Source organism: Alkalibacterium kapii, assembly GCF_007988865.1.
Classification (GTDB): domain Bacteria; phylum Bacillota; class Bacilli; order Lactobacillales; family Carnobacteriaceae_A; genus Alkalibacterium; species Alkalibacterium kapii.
The window spans coordinates 104,747-120,938 of record NZ_BJUY01000005.1 but is presented as its reverse complement, the minus strand read 5'-3'; the positions used below and the strand labels follow the sequence as shown (position 1 = coordinate 120,938).

The following is a 16,192-nucleotide window of genomic DNA, read 5'->3' as shown; positions in this document are numbered from 1 at the left end:
TTCGGCGCGAAAATAAAAGTTAGCTCAGTGGAACGTCCGAACAACGAGAACTTCGGCCGCTCCGCCGGACGTTTATCAAAGAATCGACCGAACACGACCGAGGTTCGGTGCGAAAATAACAGTTAGCTCAGTGAAACGGCCGAACACAGCATAAAGTCAAAACAATTCAATCATTTGGAGATAAAATGATGAAGTCCACTCAATTATTCGAAAACTACTGACTTCTATGCAGAGCATACTCGCCGGCAGCGAGTATGTCCTTTCCTAAAAAGCCCGCAAAACGGTAACTTTCGAAAAAAAGGTTTTTAATAGGCAATGTTTTCGCTATAATAGTAAAGGAGTATGAATAATGAAGGAGAATGTTTTGTGATCACATTGAAATCACCTCGCGAAATTGAAGCGATGGACAAAGCCGGCGACGTGTTGGCTGAAATCCATGAGCAGCTGCGCGATTTTATAAAACCTGGTATTACAGGTATGGATATTGAAAATTATGTTGAAGAATTGATGGAAAAACATGGGGCGACAGCGGAGCAAAAAGGATTCGAAGGCTACAAGTATGCTACGTGTGTCAGTGTCAATGACGAAATCTGTCACGGCTTCCCGAGAAAAGAGAAGCTGAAACAAGGCGATTTGATCAAAGTCGATATGGTTGTCAATTTGAATGGCGCCTTGGCTGACTCATGCTGGAGCTACAGTGTGGGAGAGCCGACACCTGAACTCAAAAAACTGATGGACGTTACCAAAGAAGCTTTATACCGAGGGATTGAAGCCGCTCAACTTGGCAATCGTATTGGAGATATTGGACATGCGATCCAAGAGTATGTTGAAGCAGAAGGCTTTTCGATTGTTCGTGAATTCATCGGACACGGAATCGGTCCAACATTGCATGAAGCACCAAGCGTGCCGCATTATGGCCAAGCCGGTAAAGGATCCCGTTTAAAAGAGGGTCTGGTTATTACGATCGAGCCAATGGTCAACACAGGAACATGGCGCTCGAAAATGGATGATAACGGCTGGACAGCTCGCACACAGGACGGCGGACTCAGTTGTCAGTATGAACACACCATCGCTATTACAAAAGACGGCCCGCGCATCTTGACAAAGCAAAAGGGCGAATAAACTCAAATCATTCTATAGATAGAAGAAGTGCGCAGCCGCGTGCTTCTTTTTTAATAAACCGAGTGTTACACATTCATTCAGCTCTTTACTTTTGATACAATAAATAAGAGAAAGAGTTGACGAAGGAGACTGACAATGAAAACAGAAATCATTTCGATCGGAACAGAACTTTTAATGGGATACGTTACAGACACCAATGCACCTGAGATCGCACAGGAACTACTAGATATCGGCGTAGGTATTTATTATCAGCAAACCGTTGGTGATAATCCAGATCGATTGCGTGCTGCTTTGGAACTGGCAGCAAAAAGATCCGATCTTATCATTATGACTGGTGGGCTTGGGCCGACCCAGGACGATATTACCAAGCAAGTCGCTGCAGAATTTTTGGGTGATGAACTGATAACAGATAAAAAACAGTTGAATATCATGGAAGACTTCTTTGAAAAACGGGGAGAAGAACCGGATGAGAATGTTTACCGTGAGGCTTTGACGTTTAAAAACGGACAAACGTTTCACAACCATGTTGGTTTGGCCTGCGGTTCCGCCTATAAGTGGGAGCAACCACAGCAAACGTCTAAACATTTTATCCTGCTTCCTGGAGTTCCGCATGAAATGACCGCGATGCTAAAGGGTGAAGTGAAACCTTATCTAAAAAAGATGATGCGGGAAAAAGGCGTCATAGAATCGCTGTTTATGAATTTCAATGGCATCGGAGAATCGAAAGTTGCCACACTTTTAAACGAACACATTGAAAATCAGACGAATCCGACAATTGCCATGTATGCAAAACCGCGCCACATCACGATTCGTTTAACAGCAAACGCAGCGACCACTGAAAAAGCCAAAGCAATGAATGAGAAAGTCGCCGCTGACATTTTGACTGTTCTTTCCAAAAACTTTATTGGCTATGGGAAAAAACAGACGATTGAAACCCATGTTGTTGAGTTGTTGCAAAAGAAGGAGAGCACTTTAAGTGTTTCGGAAGGATTCACCTCGGGACTAGTCATGAGTAACTTGACCAGCATTTCAGGTGTTTCTTCGATATTTGAAGGAGGGCTAGTGGCAACGACGAACGAAATGAAAGAAAAACAGTTTAGACTTAGTGATCTGGATAATAAATCAGAAGAAGTAAAGGGAAGAATGCTGGCTGAAAGAATAAGAGTAGATTTTGAAACAGATATCGGACTCAGTATCGATGCAGAAACAACGTGGGACGATTCAAAACAATTGATGTGTGGAACGGGGTATATTTCAGTCGCAGTTAAGGACAAAGAGACTCAATCAAAAACCTATCCTCTTTCGAAAAGACCACAGGCCATCTTAAAAGAAACGCTTAAAAATGAAGCCCTCGCTTTCTTGAAAGAAGTTTTAGAGTAAACCAACGGATTTTTAGGGCAGTCTCGCTCCCATGCGAGACTGTTCCTTTTTGTCTTTAGTAGTTTAGATAGAAGTTGTCTGAACTCCTTGAGATAACTGATCTGCTTAAGAAGTTGGCACAGTTTGCGGACAAACTGCTTGAGATAATCGATTAGCTTTAGCAGTTGAGACAAAAATTCACCATACTCCTGAAGCTAATGCCATATTTTAAGAAAGTTCACCAATACTTACAAGCAAACACTCAAAAGAGCATTTCAAAGTAGACCATACGCGCAAGCCTGCGCGTATGCACACCTTAAAAACCATAAGTCGAATACAGTTGAACCGAAAAGGACCGAAACTCTTTACGATAAAGGCTAAACGAGAGGAGTTCCGTGATTTTATCTAAAGACTTACTCAAAATAAACAAGTCCAAACCCTGAACATGAAAAAAGCCGCCAAGCGTTTGGCGGCTTTCCAATTGATCTTCAGTACTTTTAACTTTTTTAACATAAACTACGCAAGCTAAGCTATTTACTTCAGCAGTTCAAGCAATTTCCGGACAAACTGCTTAAGCTAACGTACTTACTTCATCAGTTCAACCAATTTCCAGTCAAAATACTTAAGCTAACCGGTTTCCTTCAGTAGTCGAAACGAATCCCGAATAAACTCCGCAAGCTAATACAGAAACCTAACAAACCTCCACACTCCAACCATCACAGTCGTTTTTTCTGAATAGCTTTTCTCACGTGCTTAAGGGCTGACTGTCCTTTATTTTCAAGGGAAGCCATCACGTTGACATATAAGGCATCCAAAATACTCAATTGGGCAATGCGTGATGCCAGAGCTTCTGAACGGAAATCAGTTTCTTCCGACAGTGTGAATAGTGACAGGTCTGACCCTTGACTCAAAGGAGACAGAGTAAAGCCTGTGATGCAAATTGTCACAACATTTTGCGCTTTTACTGTTTCCAGAATATCCAGAATATCTTTCGAATGTCCTGTATGCGAGATCAGTATAGCCACGTCGCCTTTCTTTAGTTGTGATGCCGACATCAACTGCATGTGTGAATCCGTCTGCGCACTTACGGGTAGCCCAGTTCGAATAAATTTATGATATCCGTCCATCGCAATAACATTCGATCCTCCGAAACCAAACAGCTCGACTTTATTGGCATGAATGATCACGTCGACTGCCCGGGCAAAATCCTTGTCATCAATGACTTCTAATGTATCTTCCAGTGTTTTGATATTGGAATGGAAAATTTTTTCCAGGATCGTTTTTTCATCGTCACTTTTTGAAACTTTTTCGTGGACATCTTTCATCTCATTGGCCGTTTCTGTTGCCAGAGAAATCTTCAAATCCTGAAAGCCTTTATAGCCGAGTTTCTTGCAAAAGCGAAACACAGTGGAGTCAGCGAGACTTAATTCTTCAGCGATCCCACTGATGGTACCGTGGATGATTTTTTCTGGATTATCCAATATAAACTCTGCCATTACGCGTTCTTTATCGCTCAATGTCGTGTAAATCGACCGGATACGCATCTGAGTGCTTTTATTTTTAAACGTCTGATTCATGGGAACACCTCACTGCTTTTTTTCCATTATAAAGTAAACTGACAAAAAAAGAAATAAAATTCCTGAAAAGGCTTGCAAGAAATAAAATTCTTTTGTATACTGATCACATAGAAAAATATTCTATAAAGGAGGATAAAAATGAACGTTGCAATTTGTGGGTTAGGAAAAATGGGTATGAATTTAGTACTTAACTTGATGGATCATGGTCACAAGGTCGTGGCTTATGACATTAATGACAAACTGGTCGAAGAAGCAGAAGCAAGAGGAGCGACCGGCGCGCGGACACTTGAAGAAGTCGTAAATAATCTGCCTGATAAAAAGGTGATCTGGATGATGGTGCCGGCGGGTGACATTACGGAACAACTTGTAACCGCTATCGAACCTCATCTTTCGCCTGGAGATGTTCTGATGGATGGCGGCAATGCCTTTTACAAAGATTCAATGAGACGACACGAGAAACTCAAAGCCTTGGGAATCCACTACATCGATGTCGGTACCAGCGGCGGCATGGAAGGAGCCAGAGAAGGTGCTTGCACGATGGTTGGCGGTGACAAGGAAGCAGTCAGTGAGGTTGAGCAAATTTTCAAAGACGTCTCAGTCACAAATGGCTATTTATACACGGGCCGCAGCGGCAGTGGACATTTCCTTAAAATGGTACATAACGGCGTGGAGTACGGTATGATGCAGGCCATCGGTGAAGGTTTTGACATTCTTGAAAAAAGTGCGTTCGACTACGATCACGAAAAAGTAGCCAGAGTCTGGAATAATGGCTCCGTTATTCGTTCATGGCTGATGGAACTCATTGAAACGGCCTTTTCAGAAGATCCGAAGCTGGATGATATCAAAGGAATCGTTCATGCTTCAGGTGAAGGCCGATGGACGGTTGAAACAGCAATGGAATTGGAAACCTCAGCACCTGTCATCGCTCTATCACTCATGATGCGCAACCGGTCACTGGAAAATGATACATTCAGCGGAAAAGTCGTCGCGTCGCTGCGCAATCAGTTCGGTGGGCACTCAGTGGAATTAAAAGATTCAAAATAATAGAATTGAATTGGAGGAATTATAATGGATGGAACAGCACTAATATTTTTAGCACTCGGCGGCATCGCCATACTTTTATTCTTAGTTATCGCGCTTAAAATGCACGCGTTCGTGGCTTTGCTTTTGACCAGTCTAATCGTAGGTGTAGCCACAGGTATGCCACTGAATGGCGTGATCGATTCTGTGATAAGTGGAATGGGTGGTACGCTCGGATTCGTCGCCATTGTTGTAGGTCTTGGAGCCATGTTTGGTAAGATGCTGGAAATTTCAGGCGGTGTCGAACGGCTCGCAAGCAGTTTATTGAACAAGTTTGGTGAAGATAAAGCACAATGGGCTTTAGGTATCGCTGGCTTCCTCGTTGCGATCCCCGTATTTTTCGACGTCGGCTTTATTATTTTAGTCCCGATCGTTTACGGCCTGCAAAGAAAAACCGGTCGTTCACTGCTTTACTACGGAATTCCACTCTTAGCCGGACTGGCAGTTACGCACTCATACATTCCACCAACCCCAGGTCCGATCGCGGTCGCTGACTTGGTTGGTGCTGACCTTGGCTGGGTTATTTTATTCGGTGTGATTGCAGGGATTCCTTCCATGATTCTGGCAGGTCCTGTCTTTGGGAAATTCATTTCCAAACGCATCAATATTGGGATACCAGACTACATGAATATTGAAGATAAAAAATGGGAGAAAGAACTGCCAAGCTTTGGGATGATTGCTTCGATCATTCTTTTACCCCTAGCACTTATTTTGTTCAACACACTATCAACCGTTCTTTTAGAAGAAGGCAACATGATCAGAAGCATTTCTACCTTTATCGGTCACCCAATCGTAGCTCTACTTTTGGCAACACTATTGGCTTTTGTCATTTTAGGAACAAGACGCGGGTATTCACGCAAAGAAGTTCAAGACATAGCGACGAAATCTCTGGAACCTGTCGGGATCATCATCTTGGTTACCGGTGCCGGTGGTGTATTCAAACAAGTATTGATCGACTCAGGAGTGGCAGAAGTACTTGGCGAACAAATGGCGGCTTCACCACTGCCTCCGATTCTACTGGCCTTCGTTTTGGCTTCTACTGTAAGGATTGCTCAAGGGTCCGCGACCGTCTCAATGGTTACAGCTGCAGGTTTGATGGCTCCGATCCTGCCGACTCTTGGTGTTACTGGTCCTGGACTGGCATTGATCGTTATTGCAATCGCAGGTGGGGCAACAGCCTTCTCACACGTTAACGACTCCGGCTTCTGGCTCGTCTCCCGTTACTTTGGCTTGGACGAAAAAGCGACACTGAAAAGTTGGACAGTAATGGAAACGATCATTGGCTTCACCGGTTTAGCAGTGGCGATGCTTTTGGGTATATTCTTTATCTAAGCCTAAGCTGAAAAGAATACAGAAAAAGCTTCTCAAGCAGGGGCTTTTTCTTTTAAAATAGAAACGAGATGTATAACTGAAAGGAGTTATAAAATGAGTACGTATTCGATCGGTGCCGATATTGGGACAACCAGTACTAAAGCGGTGCTGTTTTCAGAAACTGGAGAAATCATTTACCAGTCGACAGTGGAGTATCCGCTTTTGACACCTGAACCAAAAATTGCCGAGCAGGATCCTGATGAGATTCTGGAAGCCGTGATTACCGCGATTCAAAATGTTATGAAAAAGTCAGCAGTAGACAAAGAAAAAATAACGGTGCTCTCATTCAGTGCCGCGATGCATAGTCTGATTGCCGTGGATGGCAAAGGAAAACCCCTGACGAACTCGATTACCTGGGCCGATCAGCGTGCTGAACCCTACGCGCAGCAGTTGAAAGAAACGACTGGCAAATCGATTTACGATAAAACGGGCACACCAATCCATCCGATGTCGCCTTTAACAAAGTTGATGTGGTTGAAAGCAGAAATGCCTGATGTATTTAATAAAGCACGTCGATTTATTGGCATCAAAGAATATATTTTCCACCACTTTTTCGGACAATACGTCGTGGATCATTCCATCGCTTCAGCAACCGGATTGTTTAACATGTACAACATGGACTGGGACGAAGAAGCACTGGAAACCGCTGGTGTGACGAGGGATAAATTATCCAAAATCGTACCCACGACAGAAGTCTTCACAAAGATGAACGATGACATTGCTGAGCGACTAGGCGTTCATCCAAACATGAAAACCGTTATTGGGGCAAACGATGGGTGCTTGGCCAACTTGGGAGTTAATGCAATAGAAAAAGGTGTGGTCGCCGTCTCTATTGGAACAAGCGGGGCGCTCCGAACGGTCACAGACAAGCCGGTAGCTGATCCTAAAGGACGTATTTTCTGTTACGCCCTGACAGAAAACCATTGGGTCATCGGTGGACCCGTCAACAACGGGGGGATGGTACTGCGCTGGCTGCGGGATGAATTAAGTGAGCGAGAAGTCGAAGAAGCTAAAGCGATCGGTGCGGATCCTTATGATGTGATTACCGATAAAATCGAAAAAATCCCTGCCGGTTCCAACGGACTTCTTTTTCATCCTTATTTGTCAGGAGAAAGAGCCCCTTCCTGGAATGCGAATTCTAGAGGATCTTTCTACGGCCTGGCTATCAATCACAAACGCGAGCACGTGATGCGTGCTGTCCTTGAAGGCATCAATATGAATTTGTATATGGTTCTTCTGGCCTTGGAAGAAGTGATCGGCATCCCCGACCGGATCCATGCAACAGGTGGCTTTGCCAAATCGACCGTCTGGCGTCAAATGATGGCCAATATCTTTAACCAGGAAGTCCATATCCCGCAAACGGTCGAAGGGGCGTGCTTAGGCGCGGCGGTACTCGGAAAATACGCGATCGGCGAAATCGATGATTTGAGAGAAGTTGAAAATATGGTCGAGACTAAAGCGATCAGCGTACCCGAAAAGGAAGAAGTAGCGGTTTATGAAGAACTCATGCCTCTGTATATCCGTTTGAGCCGACTATTCGAACAAGAATATGATGCCATAACCGAGTTCCAGCAGAAGTTTAAGTAAAAGAATGATTTTTGAAGTGCAGTCTCGCTTACCGGCGAGACTGTTCCTTTTTGTCTTAAGAACTTTAGTCGAAAAATAGCGAAACTGCTTAAGCTAAAGGATTTGCTCAAGGAGTTGAGACTATTCACGCTGAAACTGCTTAAGATAACCAATTTGCTTATGAAGTAAAGAAAGTTTCTGGACAAAGTCCTTAAGCTAACCCGTCTGCTTAACAAGTGAAAGCAAATAATTTAAGAACTCCTGAAGCTATCTTTTAAAAGTCGGACATACGCGCACGCCTGCGCGTATGCACAGCATTGAAAGCTTGATTCGGTGTGAAAAAAAGGGAAAAGAAGCACAACTCCTCTCGAATAGACGTAATCGAGTGAAAATAGTCAGAAAAACCGTACAATTCCTTTCGAAAAAGACTAATCGAGAGGAGTTCCAGGGGTTAGTCCATAAACTCCTCTCGAATAAACAAAACCAGACTATAAAAGATGAAAAAAGCCGCCGGATCGGCGGCTTTCCGATTGTTCTTAAGCACTTTTCGTTTCTCCAGTCAAAACTGCTTAAGCTAAACGATTTATTTAAGTAGTTGAGACTAAACACGTTGAAACTGCTCAAGCTAACCCATTATCTTAAGCAGATTAAACAAAAAATCAGCAAACTTCTTATGCAAACACGCAATCGACAAAACTTTGCCTTTATCACTCGCGATTTCCTAAGTGTATATGAATTGATTCTGTAAAATGTTTAAGATATATTTAAGAAAGGATCAACGGTGATCAAGAATATCATCAACCGATAACTGTGAAAGGAGAGAGAAGATGACACCGAAACAAATGCTTCTGCTATTTTTATTAGCACTATTTAGTTATATTGCAATTTTCATAGTGATTCGACTGTCGGGAAAGCGTACCTTATCCAAAATGAATGCCTTCGACTTCATCATCACTGTCACGATCGGCGCCGTTTTTGGCAGCACGCTACTTAACTATCAGACCAAATTCGTACAGGGCATTTATGTCATCGTCCTACTTTTACTGTTTCAGCTCATGACAAGTTTTCTCTCGTCACATATCTCATTTATGGAGTCTTTCTTAAGAGCTGAACCTGCAATCCTTTATTATAAAGGTGAGTACAAAGATGCGATCCTGAAGAAAGAACGTATTTCTAGAAATGAAGTGATTCAAATGGTTCGCGAAGAAGGCATTGGACAAATGGAAGACGTCGAAGCGGTCGTGCTGGAACCCAATGGCAGCTTGTCCGTTATAAAAGCTCAAAAAGGAAACGCCAAGCAATCAGATACCCTGGAAGATTTAAAAAAATAGCACGTTTTTAATGACAGTTACTTATTCAAGAAAGGAGACAAACGTATGACGAATCTGATCATTATGGTCGTCATCGGCTTAGCTATAGTCATTTTAACTATTGTAGACATCGTCTGGACGACTTTGTGGGTGGAAGGAGGAGCCGGCTTTATCACGGACAACCTGAGTAAAGGAACCTGGTTTGTGATGACGAAAATATCTGGTAATAACCGAAAAATATTACGCCTTACTGGCCCCTTACTCCTTATCGGTACGTTATTCATGTGGGTCGTTTTGTTATGGTTTGGTTGGTTTCTGGTCTTTTCAGCTAGCCCTCAAGCAATCATGAACACGTCAAATCCACAAGCGATCAGCTGGCACAATGTGATGTATTACTCAGGATATACCTTGTTCACGTTAGGATTGGGGGACTATTCTCCTGGCGGCCCTTATTGGCAATTACTAACAGCCTTAGCCAGCGGCACTGGTATGCTGTTTTTCACATTTGGAGCATCTTATATCATATCGATCGTCGGCGCAGTGGTAGATAAGCGCTCTTTTTCAAGCAGCATTTCTGAAATAGGGAAGAGTTCCGAAGAAATCATAAAAGCAGCCTGGAACGGGAAAGACTTCAGCGACATCGATTTACTCTTGATGAATCTGTCTGATAATTTAAGTAAAGTAGCCGTCAAGCATAAAGCGTATCCTTTATTACATTACTACCATACGAGTGATAAAGAAAAAACGATGTCGTTGACAGTACCGACGATCGACGACGCGCTTTCTATCTTGGCCTATGGGATAGAAGATAGAGCCAAACCTAATGGGATATTGCTGAAGAAGTTTAGAAATGGCGTGAAAGATTACTTAGATGTGCTTGAAGAGACCTACATGACCAAAGCAAATGACCCATTAAAGCTACCGGATTTAACTAAACTAAGAAAAGCCGGGTATCCAGTAGTAGCAGATGACGTGTTTGAGAAAAATATGAAGGGACATGAAGAAAGAAGACAGCAGCTCTTAGGCTTTGTCCTAAAAGATAACTGGAAAGAAGAAGATATTGTAACGTCAAAATAAGGATTAAGGCTAAGGCTAGACCATACGCGCTGCAGCGCGTATGCACATTATGAAACCCTTAAATGATGTTAAAAGCCGCCATCACGGCGGCTTTTGTCATATTAAGTATCACTTCTAGTATTTTAGCTATCTTGAGTCAGATCATAATTTTTGAGTAAACTATTAAAAGCTTCATTAGGTAATATCTCGTGGTCACCGTCGAATATTGTTAAAGATAAATTATTAATACCTTTACTGTATATTATATCTCTTTCGTCAAATAAAAAGGTTGGGGTGAATTTTTCGGATACACTTTGTGTGTAAACTAACTCAGAGAAAGCTTCTGGAGAAACCAGGTAATTTTTATCGTAATTTAAGTCGCGAACTAATTTATTATAAAAACGAATAGTATGACTGATAGGAACTGAACCTTTATACCCATCATTTATTCCAGCATATAACTGAATAATTGTATTACTTGCTTTTTTTATAGGAGTAGTTTGATGAAGAGGAGATCTCTTTCGTGCTTCCTCTAAATTAAGTTTATTATTTTGAGATTGAGTAATCTTAAGAATATCTTTTGAATAATTATTTTCTCTCACTTTACTTTCTCCATACCATGCAACTAGATCAGTTATAGGAACCCACGCAGAATAGGAGGCAACATCTTTAGTGGAAGTCATAAAGTGCTGGAGAGCAGCATGTCCGCCACCACTAGCGCCAACAATATGAATGTGCTCGGGATCGACATTGCCATTTTCTAAAGCATAATCTATAGCATCATCAATATCAGTCACAGCAAATTTACTCCCCCCAGCTTTGGGTGTTTTATTAGGACCTCTAAAGTTGGGTCGAATGTAATTCCATTTGTGATCAATAGCAAATGTAACAAGTGGGTCATAACGTTCAAATGATGCACTCCATTGATGCAGGCTTATAATTAAGGGCCGTTTCTCTTCTGATTTAACAAAGTATGCACCTTGTTGAGCGGAATCTATTGATGACATTATCTGAACGGTTACTGCCTCTTTAGGCCAAGATAAATCATTTACATCTGCTTTTTTTTCATTACTTTTTTTTATTTTGTCCTCATCAATTAATTTTTCTCGTGCACTATCATCCCGAATGTCTTCTTCATTTTTTTCATTATCCACACTGTTTTTTGTAATGTTATTTGAAGATTCATCACTTGTTATTTTCTCGTTTCTGGTTTCTTCGTCCGCCACTGAAATACCTGAGTCTCGTGTACCACTATATTCATTTACAAAGAAAATCAAAATGAACGATAGGAATAGAAAGGTTATAATTTTTTTCATTTAAAAACTCCTTAAGTAAAATCATGTATATAAAACTTAACATGAATTTCTGATAATATACATTTACTTTGTGACTAAATTATTTAATTTGCATTATTTAATATTAGAGCATCATAATTATTACTGAAAGTATCGATATCCAGTAGACCATACGCGCGACACAGCGCGTATGACCATTATGAAAAGCTTGAATGATGTAAAAAGCCGTCAAACGCTTGGCGGCTTTCCTATTGTTTTTCCATACTTTTCAGTTTTTCCAGCGAAACTGCTTAAGATAAGCGACTTTGTTAAGAAGTTTTGCTAAATGACGCCCAAACTGCGTAAGAAAGCTAATCAGCTTAAGCAGTTACCACAAATTTCCAACAAGCTCCTGAAGTAAACACAGTATCTTAAGAAGTTTCATCAAAATTATTCTAAACTACTAAAGATATTTTCAAAAAAAAGCAGACCATACGCGCAAGTCTGCGCGTATGACCATCATAAAAACCAATATAAACGTTAAAAGCCGCCATTCAGGTGGCTTTTCTCACAACAATCAAAATCTTTTAACTTTCATACCCGTTTGGATTGGTTTTCTGCCAATTCCAGGAATCGCGACACATGTCTTCGATCGAATGTGTGGCTTCCCACCCAAGCTGGTTTTTAGCTTTCGTAGCGTCTGCGTAACTTGTAGCGATATCACCCGAACGGCGGTCAACGATTTCATAAGGAATCTCAACATCATTTGCATTCTCAAAGGCATGAACGACATCCAAAACCGAATACCCTTTGCCGGTACCCAGGTTATAGGCTTCGACGCCAGTCATTCCCATGACTTTTTCCAAAGCCTTGATATGACCTTTAGCCAAATCGACCACATGAATATAGTCACGCACACCCGTACCGTCATGCGTGTCGTAATCAGAGCCGAAAACAGATAATTTCTCACGTTTCCCCACAGCGACTTGAGTAATGTAAGGCATCAAATTATTTGGAATATCATTGGGATCCTCACCGATACGTCCGGATTCATGCGCGCCGATCGGATTAAAGTAGCGCAAAAGGGCAGCGCTCCACTGATTATCCGCAATATACTGATCCTGAATGAACTGCTCGATAAACATTTTCGTGGTCCCATAAGGATTCGTTGTCGACAAAGGCATCTCTTCGACAAAAGGAGCCTCATTGTTCATACCATAAACCGTTGCGCTCGAACTGAAGACGATTTTCTTAACATTAAACTCGTTCATCAGCTCCATCAAAACGATCGTGCCATTCAAGTTGTTGCTGTAATACTTTAACGGCTTGGCCACCGATTCACCCACAGCTTTGTATCCCGCAAAGTGGATCACCGCATCCAATTCGTGTGCTTCAAACACCTCACGAAGTGCTTCTTTATCGCAAAGGTTTACTTCATGAAAAGGTACATCTTTTCCCGTGATTTCTTTCAATCGATTCAAGACTTCCGGTTTTGAATTTGAATAATCATCCACGATCACCACATCATAATTTTTTTCAATTAATTCTACGACTGTGTGACTGCCGATATAGCCAGCCCCGCCCGTTACTAAAATAGCCATCGTAATCGCTCCTAACAGTTTATTGTTTACTCGTGATCTTACACGCCTTCACACCAAACAGTTTACCACAGAATGTCCGCCGTTTATACAGGAACTAACCTTATATGACAAAATGATTAATTTTTAATAGCATTTGTAAAAATCTAAGTAAAAGCCTAGTTACTGAAAAAAACTGTGGTATAATTGCCTTTGATTAAAAATTCAATTAAAAAAGTGTCAGTATGCTAATTTTCAATGGATGAAACCAACCCAGGTAAACATTTCACCCAACTAATCCAGATAATTAAAATAGGGAACAGCCATTTAAGAGAGGATAATAATCATGTTTCCAGTTTCCATCATTATGCCCATATACAATGTAAAAGAACACTTAGCCAGAGCGATCGATTCGGCCTTAGATCAGAAAGAAATACTTGCTGAAATTATTTTAGTGGATGATGGATCCACTGACGGGAGTGCCGAAATCTGTGATGACTATGCTGAACGTGAACCGCTCTTAGTGAAAGTACTCCATCAGGAAAACAAAGGTTCCGGACCCGCGCGCAATGCCGGAATGGATCAGGCTAATGGTGAATACATATATTTTGCAGATCCTGATGATTATTTCGATAGACAGTTACTAAAGGACAATTACCGGCTTGCCAAAGAAACACGCCCGGACATTGTCGTCTTTGGGTATACAGAAGAAAAGGCAGGCAAGCCAAACGATCGAGAAGTCAAGCTACCTAATTTTCCGCAATTAACTACACAAAAGGGCTTCCGTAAGCATTTTGTGAATGTCTATCAGTTTTCACCTTATGCGCTCTGGAATAAATTATATAAAAAAAGTTTTTTGAAAAAGCACCACATTCGTTTTACCAGTCAAAAAACAGGACAGGATGCCTTGTTCAATATCGATGTATATAACTATTTAACCACCCTATCAGTGAACAGAAATGTTTATTATCACTACGTCACTCATTCTGGCTCATCTGTTAACCGCTACCGACCAGATCGTTATTTAATGGAAGATAATATCGCTCAGGCCTTTGAAGAAATGATCAAAGGGTGGGGCGAAGAGTACGCGTTCAGTCAATTGATAGCACAAGAATACTTCAACTCGGTTTACATCGAAACCAATAATTTAGTGCATAAAGACTGTCCACTGACCAATGAAGAAAAAGTAAAAAGACTTAAAGATATTTGGCAGTACGTTGGAGTCGAGAAAATCGTTCCATATAAAAAAAGTGACGCTAATCCGTTTCGTTATATGCTTTTAAAAAAATTGAAACAGAAAAAATTTGAACAAGCCTTGTTTTTAATGAAAAGCCGCAACCGAGTGGCCGAAAAATATACTCGAACATTTGGAAAAATCAAAAATCTTTTAAACACATGATCTTTAAAACTCGGTAACTAGTAACCGCAGAATAAAGAAACACTAAACAAGGAGAAAGCCGCTATGATGGAACAATTTAAACATGCCTTATTTTATACAGCGATCGGGAAGTATTCCATCGTGGTGGTTCAGCTGCTCGTCCAAGCCGTGTTGTCACGGATACTGACGCCCGCAGAATACGGCATCGTAGCAGCTGTCAATATCTTCCTCGTTTTCTTCCAACTATTGGCAGATTTTGGTATTGGACCAGCTGTTATCCAAAACAAAGAATTAAATAACAAAGAATTGAATGATATTTTTTCATTCAGTCTCTACATAGCTTTTGGCCTAGCCATCCTATTCGTTTTTCTCGGCTACCCGATGAGTCTCTTTTACGGCAATGACGTATTTATACCAATAAGCATGATCTTAGCCATCGCGGTCTTTTTCTACGGTATCTTAGTCGTTCCCCAGTCAATACTCCTTCGGGAAAAGAATTTCAAACTCGTTAACTTGACAACTGTTTTAGGATCCGTCGTTTCTGGAGTCATCTCAATCATTTTAGCCCTTTTGGACTTCAGTTATTATGCGATTATCATAGGAAACACAGCAAGAGCCGCGACATTATTCGTTGTGTTTTACATGAAGACCGATATCAAAATCAAACTGACATTTAATTGGGAACCGCTGAAAAAGATTTTCGCTTTTTCAAGAAACCAATTCCTGTTCAACTTTATCAACTACTTCTCACGAAATCTGGATAATCTACTGATCGGACGCTTTTTCTCTGCAAGTGCTTTGGCCTATTATGACAAAGCCTATCAAGTCTCACTCTATCCGAACCAAGTACTGACAAGTCTTGTGACCTCGGTGATCCATCCGATATTATCAGATTATGAAGAGGAAAAAGAACGCATCAAAAACGTCTATCTAAGAATTTCAAATTTATTAGCTACGCTAGGCATGCCACTGTCTGTCTTTTTATTTTTTACAGCAAAAGAAGTGATTTTATTTCTCTTTGGTGGACAATGGGACGGCAGTGTGCAGGCCTTTCAGATACTGGCCTTGTCGATCTGGGTTCAGATGATCCTCTCAAGCACCGGCGGCATTTTCCAGTCGGGGAACCGGACAGATCTCCTATTGCTGTCAGGCGTTCTGTCGACAGCCTTCAATATCACCGGGATCGTTATCGGTATTTTAATGGGACAGATCGAATATGTCGCAGCTTTTCTGGTTCTGGCATTCACACTGAACCTGATCCAGGCCAACTATCTGTTGATGATCAAGATGTTCAAGTCAAGTCTTTTGGACTTCATTAAAGTCTTGAGAAAACCATTGTATCTTGCCATTATGCAGGCGGGGGTGTTCTGGCTCTTGCCGGAACTGCCGTTGAATGTCTTCTTCAGTTTAGTTGTCAAAGGACTTGTATTCCTTATCGTCTGGATCATCGGCCTATTCATTACAGGTGAATTCAAACGACTAAAACTGGAGCTCGAGCGTGCACGTGGCATTAAAGAATAAA

General features: G+C 41.5%; 12 protein-coding genes. 9 read left to right on the top strand and 3 right to left on the bottom strand.

Going from position 1 to position 16,192, the window contains the following annotated elements; genetic code table 11:
* The first annotated feature begins 366 nt into the window (after positions 1–366).
* Together map and AKA01nite_RS03425 are read left to right on the top strand one after the other, a co-directional pair.
* Positions 367–1,122 (top strand): type I methionyl aminopeptidase, encoded by a 756-nt coding sequence (gene map, locus AKA01nite_RS03430; RefSeq protein WP_146923834.1) that lies wholly within the window; start codon positions 367–369, stop codon positions 1,120–1,122.
* Positions 1,123–1,257: 135 nt separating this feature from the next.
* The gene (locus tag AKA01nite_RS03425; RefSeq protein WP_146923832.1) at positions 1,258–2,502 is read left to right on the top strand and encodes a CinA family nicotinamide mononucleotide deamidase-related protein; all 1,245 of its coding nucleotides are present in this window, start codon (positions 1,258–1,260) and stop codon (positions 2,500–2,502) included.
* A 695-nt stretch (positions 2,503–3,197) separates the two neighbouring features.
* On the opposite strand, the gene AKA01nite_RS03420 is transcribed toward AKA01nite_RS03425, so the two are convergent.
* Positions 3,198–4,058 (bottom strand): MurR/RpiR family transcriptional regulator, encoded by an 861-nt coding sequence (locus tag AKA01nite_RS03420; protein ID WP_146923830.1) that lies wholly within the window; start codon positions 4,056–4,058, stop codon positions 3,198–3,200.
* A 138-nt stretch (positions 4,059–4,196) separates the two neighbouring features.
* On the opposite strand from AKA01nite_RS03420, the gene gnd reads away from it, so the two are divergent.
* The 5 genes from gnd to AKA01nite_RS03390 all read left to right on the top strand — a co-directional run bounded on the left by gnd (position 4,197) and on the right by AKA01nite_RS03390 (position 10,462).
* Positions 4,197–5,102 carry a phosphogluconate dehydrogenase (NAD(+)-dependent, decarboxylating) gene (gene gnd, locus AKA01nite_RS09340; protein ID WP_222592471.1) on the top strand — a complete coding sequence of 302 codons (906 nt, stop codon included), beginning with the start codon at positions 4,197–4,199 and terminating at the stop codon, positions 5,100–5,102.
* A 24-nt stretch (positions 5,103–5,126) separates the two neighbouring features.
* On the top strand, positions 5,127–6,470 hold the full coding sequence (locus tag AKA01nite_RS03405; RefSeq protein WP_146923827.1) for a GntP family permease: 1,344 nt from the start codon (positions 5,127–5,129) through the stop codon (positions 6,468–6,470).
* A 93-nt stretch (positions 6,471–6,563) separates the two neighbouring features.
* Positions 6,564–8,096: a gluconokinase gene (gntK, locus tag AKA01nite_RS03400; protein ID WP_146923825.1), complete on the top strand. Its 1,533-nt coding sequence runs from the start codon at positions 6,564–6,566 to the stop codon at positions 8,094–8,096.
* 806 nt (positions 8,097–8,902) lie between these two features.
* On the top strand, positions 8,903–9,406 hold the full coding sequence (locus AKA01nite_RS03395) for a DUF421 domain-containing protein (protein WP_146923823.1): 504 nt from the start codon (positions 8,903–8,905) through the stop codon (positions 9,404–9,406).
* Between the two features lie 45 nt (positions 9,407–9,451).
* Positions 9,452–10,462 (top strand): potassium channel family protein, encoded by a 1,011-nt coding sequence (locus AKA01nite_RS03390; protein ID WP_146923821.1) that lies wholly within the window; start codon positions 9,452–9,454, stop codon positions 10,460–10,462.
* 122 nt (positions 10,463–10,584) lie between these two features.
* On the opposite strand, the gene AKA01nite_RS03385 is transcribed toward AKA01nite_RS03390, so the two are convergent.
* A complete protein-coding gene (locus tag AKA01nite_RS03385; protein WP_146923820.1) occupies positions 10,585–11,757 on the bottom strand; it encodes an alpha/beta hydrolase family protein in 1,173 nt (390 codons plus the stop codon).
* A 545-nt stretch (positions 11,758–12,302) separates the two neighbouring features.
* Entirely contained in the window at positions 12,303–13,316 is a 1,014-nt protein-coding gene (gene galE / locus AKA01nite_RS03380; RefSeq protein ID WP_146923818.1) for a UDP-glucose 4-epimerase GalE, read from the bottom strand.
* A gap of 322 nt (positions 13,317–13,638) precedes the next feature.
* Here galE and AKA01nite_RS03375 point away from each other — a divergent pair, with 322 nt between their 5' ends.
* Together AKA01nite_RS03375 and AKA01nite_RS03370 are read left to right on the top strand one after the other, a co-directional pair.
* Positions 13,639–14,691 carry a glycosyltransferase family 2 protein gene (locus AKA01nite_RS03375; protein WP_146923817.1) on the top strand — a complete coding sequence of 351 codons (1,053 nt, stop codon included), beginning with the start codon at positions 13,639–13,641 and terminating at the stop codon, positions 14,689–14,691.
* 63 nt (positions 14,692–14,754) lie between these two features.
* Complete coding sequence (locus AKA01nite_RS03370) at positions 14,755–16,191, top strand: lipopolysaccharide biosynthesis protein (protein WP_146923815.1); 1,437 nt, start codon at positions 14,755–14,757, stop codon at positions 16,189–16,191.
* The last annotated feature ends 1 nt before the right edge of the window (position 16,192 follow it).

What these genes read in the sequence shown, in the direction of transcription:
- AKA01nite_RS03425 (WP_146923832.1), top strand. Translation starts at nt 1,258, where the DNA reads ATGAAAACAGAAATCATTTCGATCGGAACAGAACTTTTAATGGGATAC.
- AKA01nite_RS03420 (WP_146923830.1), bottom strand. Translation starts at nt 4,058, where the DNA reads ATGAATCAGACGTTTAAAAATAAAAGCACTCAGATGCGTATCCGGTCG.
- gnd (WP_222592471.1), top strand. Translation starts at nt 4,197, where the DNA reads ATGAACGTTGCAATTTGTGGGTTAGGAAAAATGGGTATGAATTTAGTA.
- AKA01nite_RS03405 (WP_146923827.1), top strand. Translation starts at nt 5,127, where the DNA reads ATGGATGGAACAGCACTAATATTTTTAGCACTCGGCGGCATCGCCATA.
- gntK (WP_146923825.1), top strand. Translation starts at nt 6,564, where the DNA reads ATGAGTACGTATTCGATCGGTGCCGATATTGGGACAACCAGTACTAAA.
- AKA01nite_RS03395 (WP_146923823.1), top strand. Translation starts at nt 8,903, where the DNA reads ATGACACCGAAACAAATGCTTCTGCTATTTTTATTAGCACTATTTAGT.
- AKA01nite_RS03390 (WP_146923821.1), top strand. Translation starts at nt 9,452, where the DNA reads ATGACGAATCTGATCATTATGGTCGTCATCGGCTTAGCTATAGTCATT.
- AKA01nite_RS03385 (WP_146923820.1), bottom strand. Translation starts at nt 11,757, where the DNA reads ATGAAAAAAATTATAACCTTTCTATTCCTATCGTTCATTTTGATTTTC.
- galE (WP_146923818.1), bottom strand. Translation starts at nt 13,316, where the DNA reads ATGGCTATTTTAGTAACGGGCGGGGCTGGCTATATCGGCAGTCACACA.
- AKA01nite_RS03375 (WP_146923817.1), top strand. Translation starts at nt 13,639, where the DNA reads ATGTTTCCAGTTTCCATCATTATGCCCATATACAATGTAAAAGAACAC.
- AKA01nite_RS03370 (WP_146923815.1), top strand. Translation starts at nt 14,755, where the DNA reads ATGATGGAACAATTTAAACATGCCTTATTTTATACAGCGATCGGGAAG.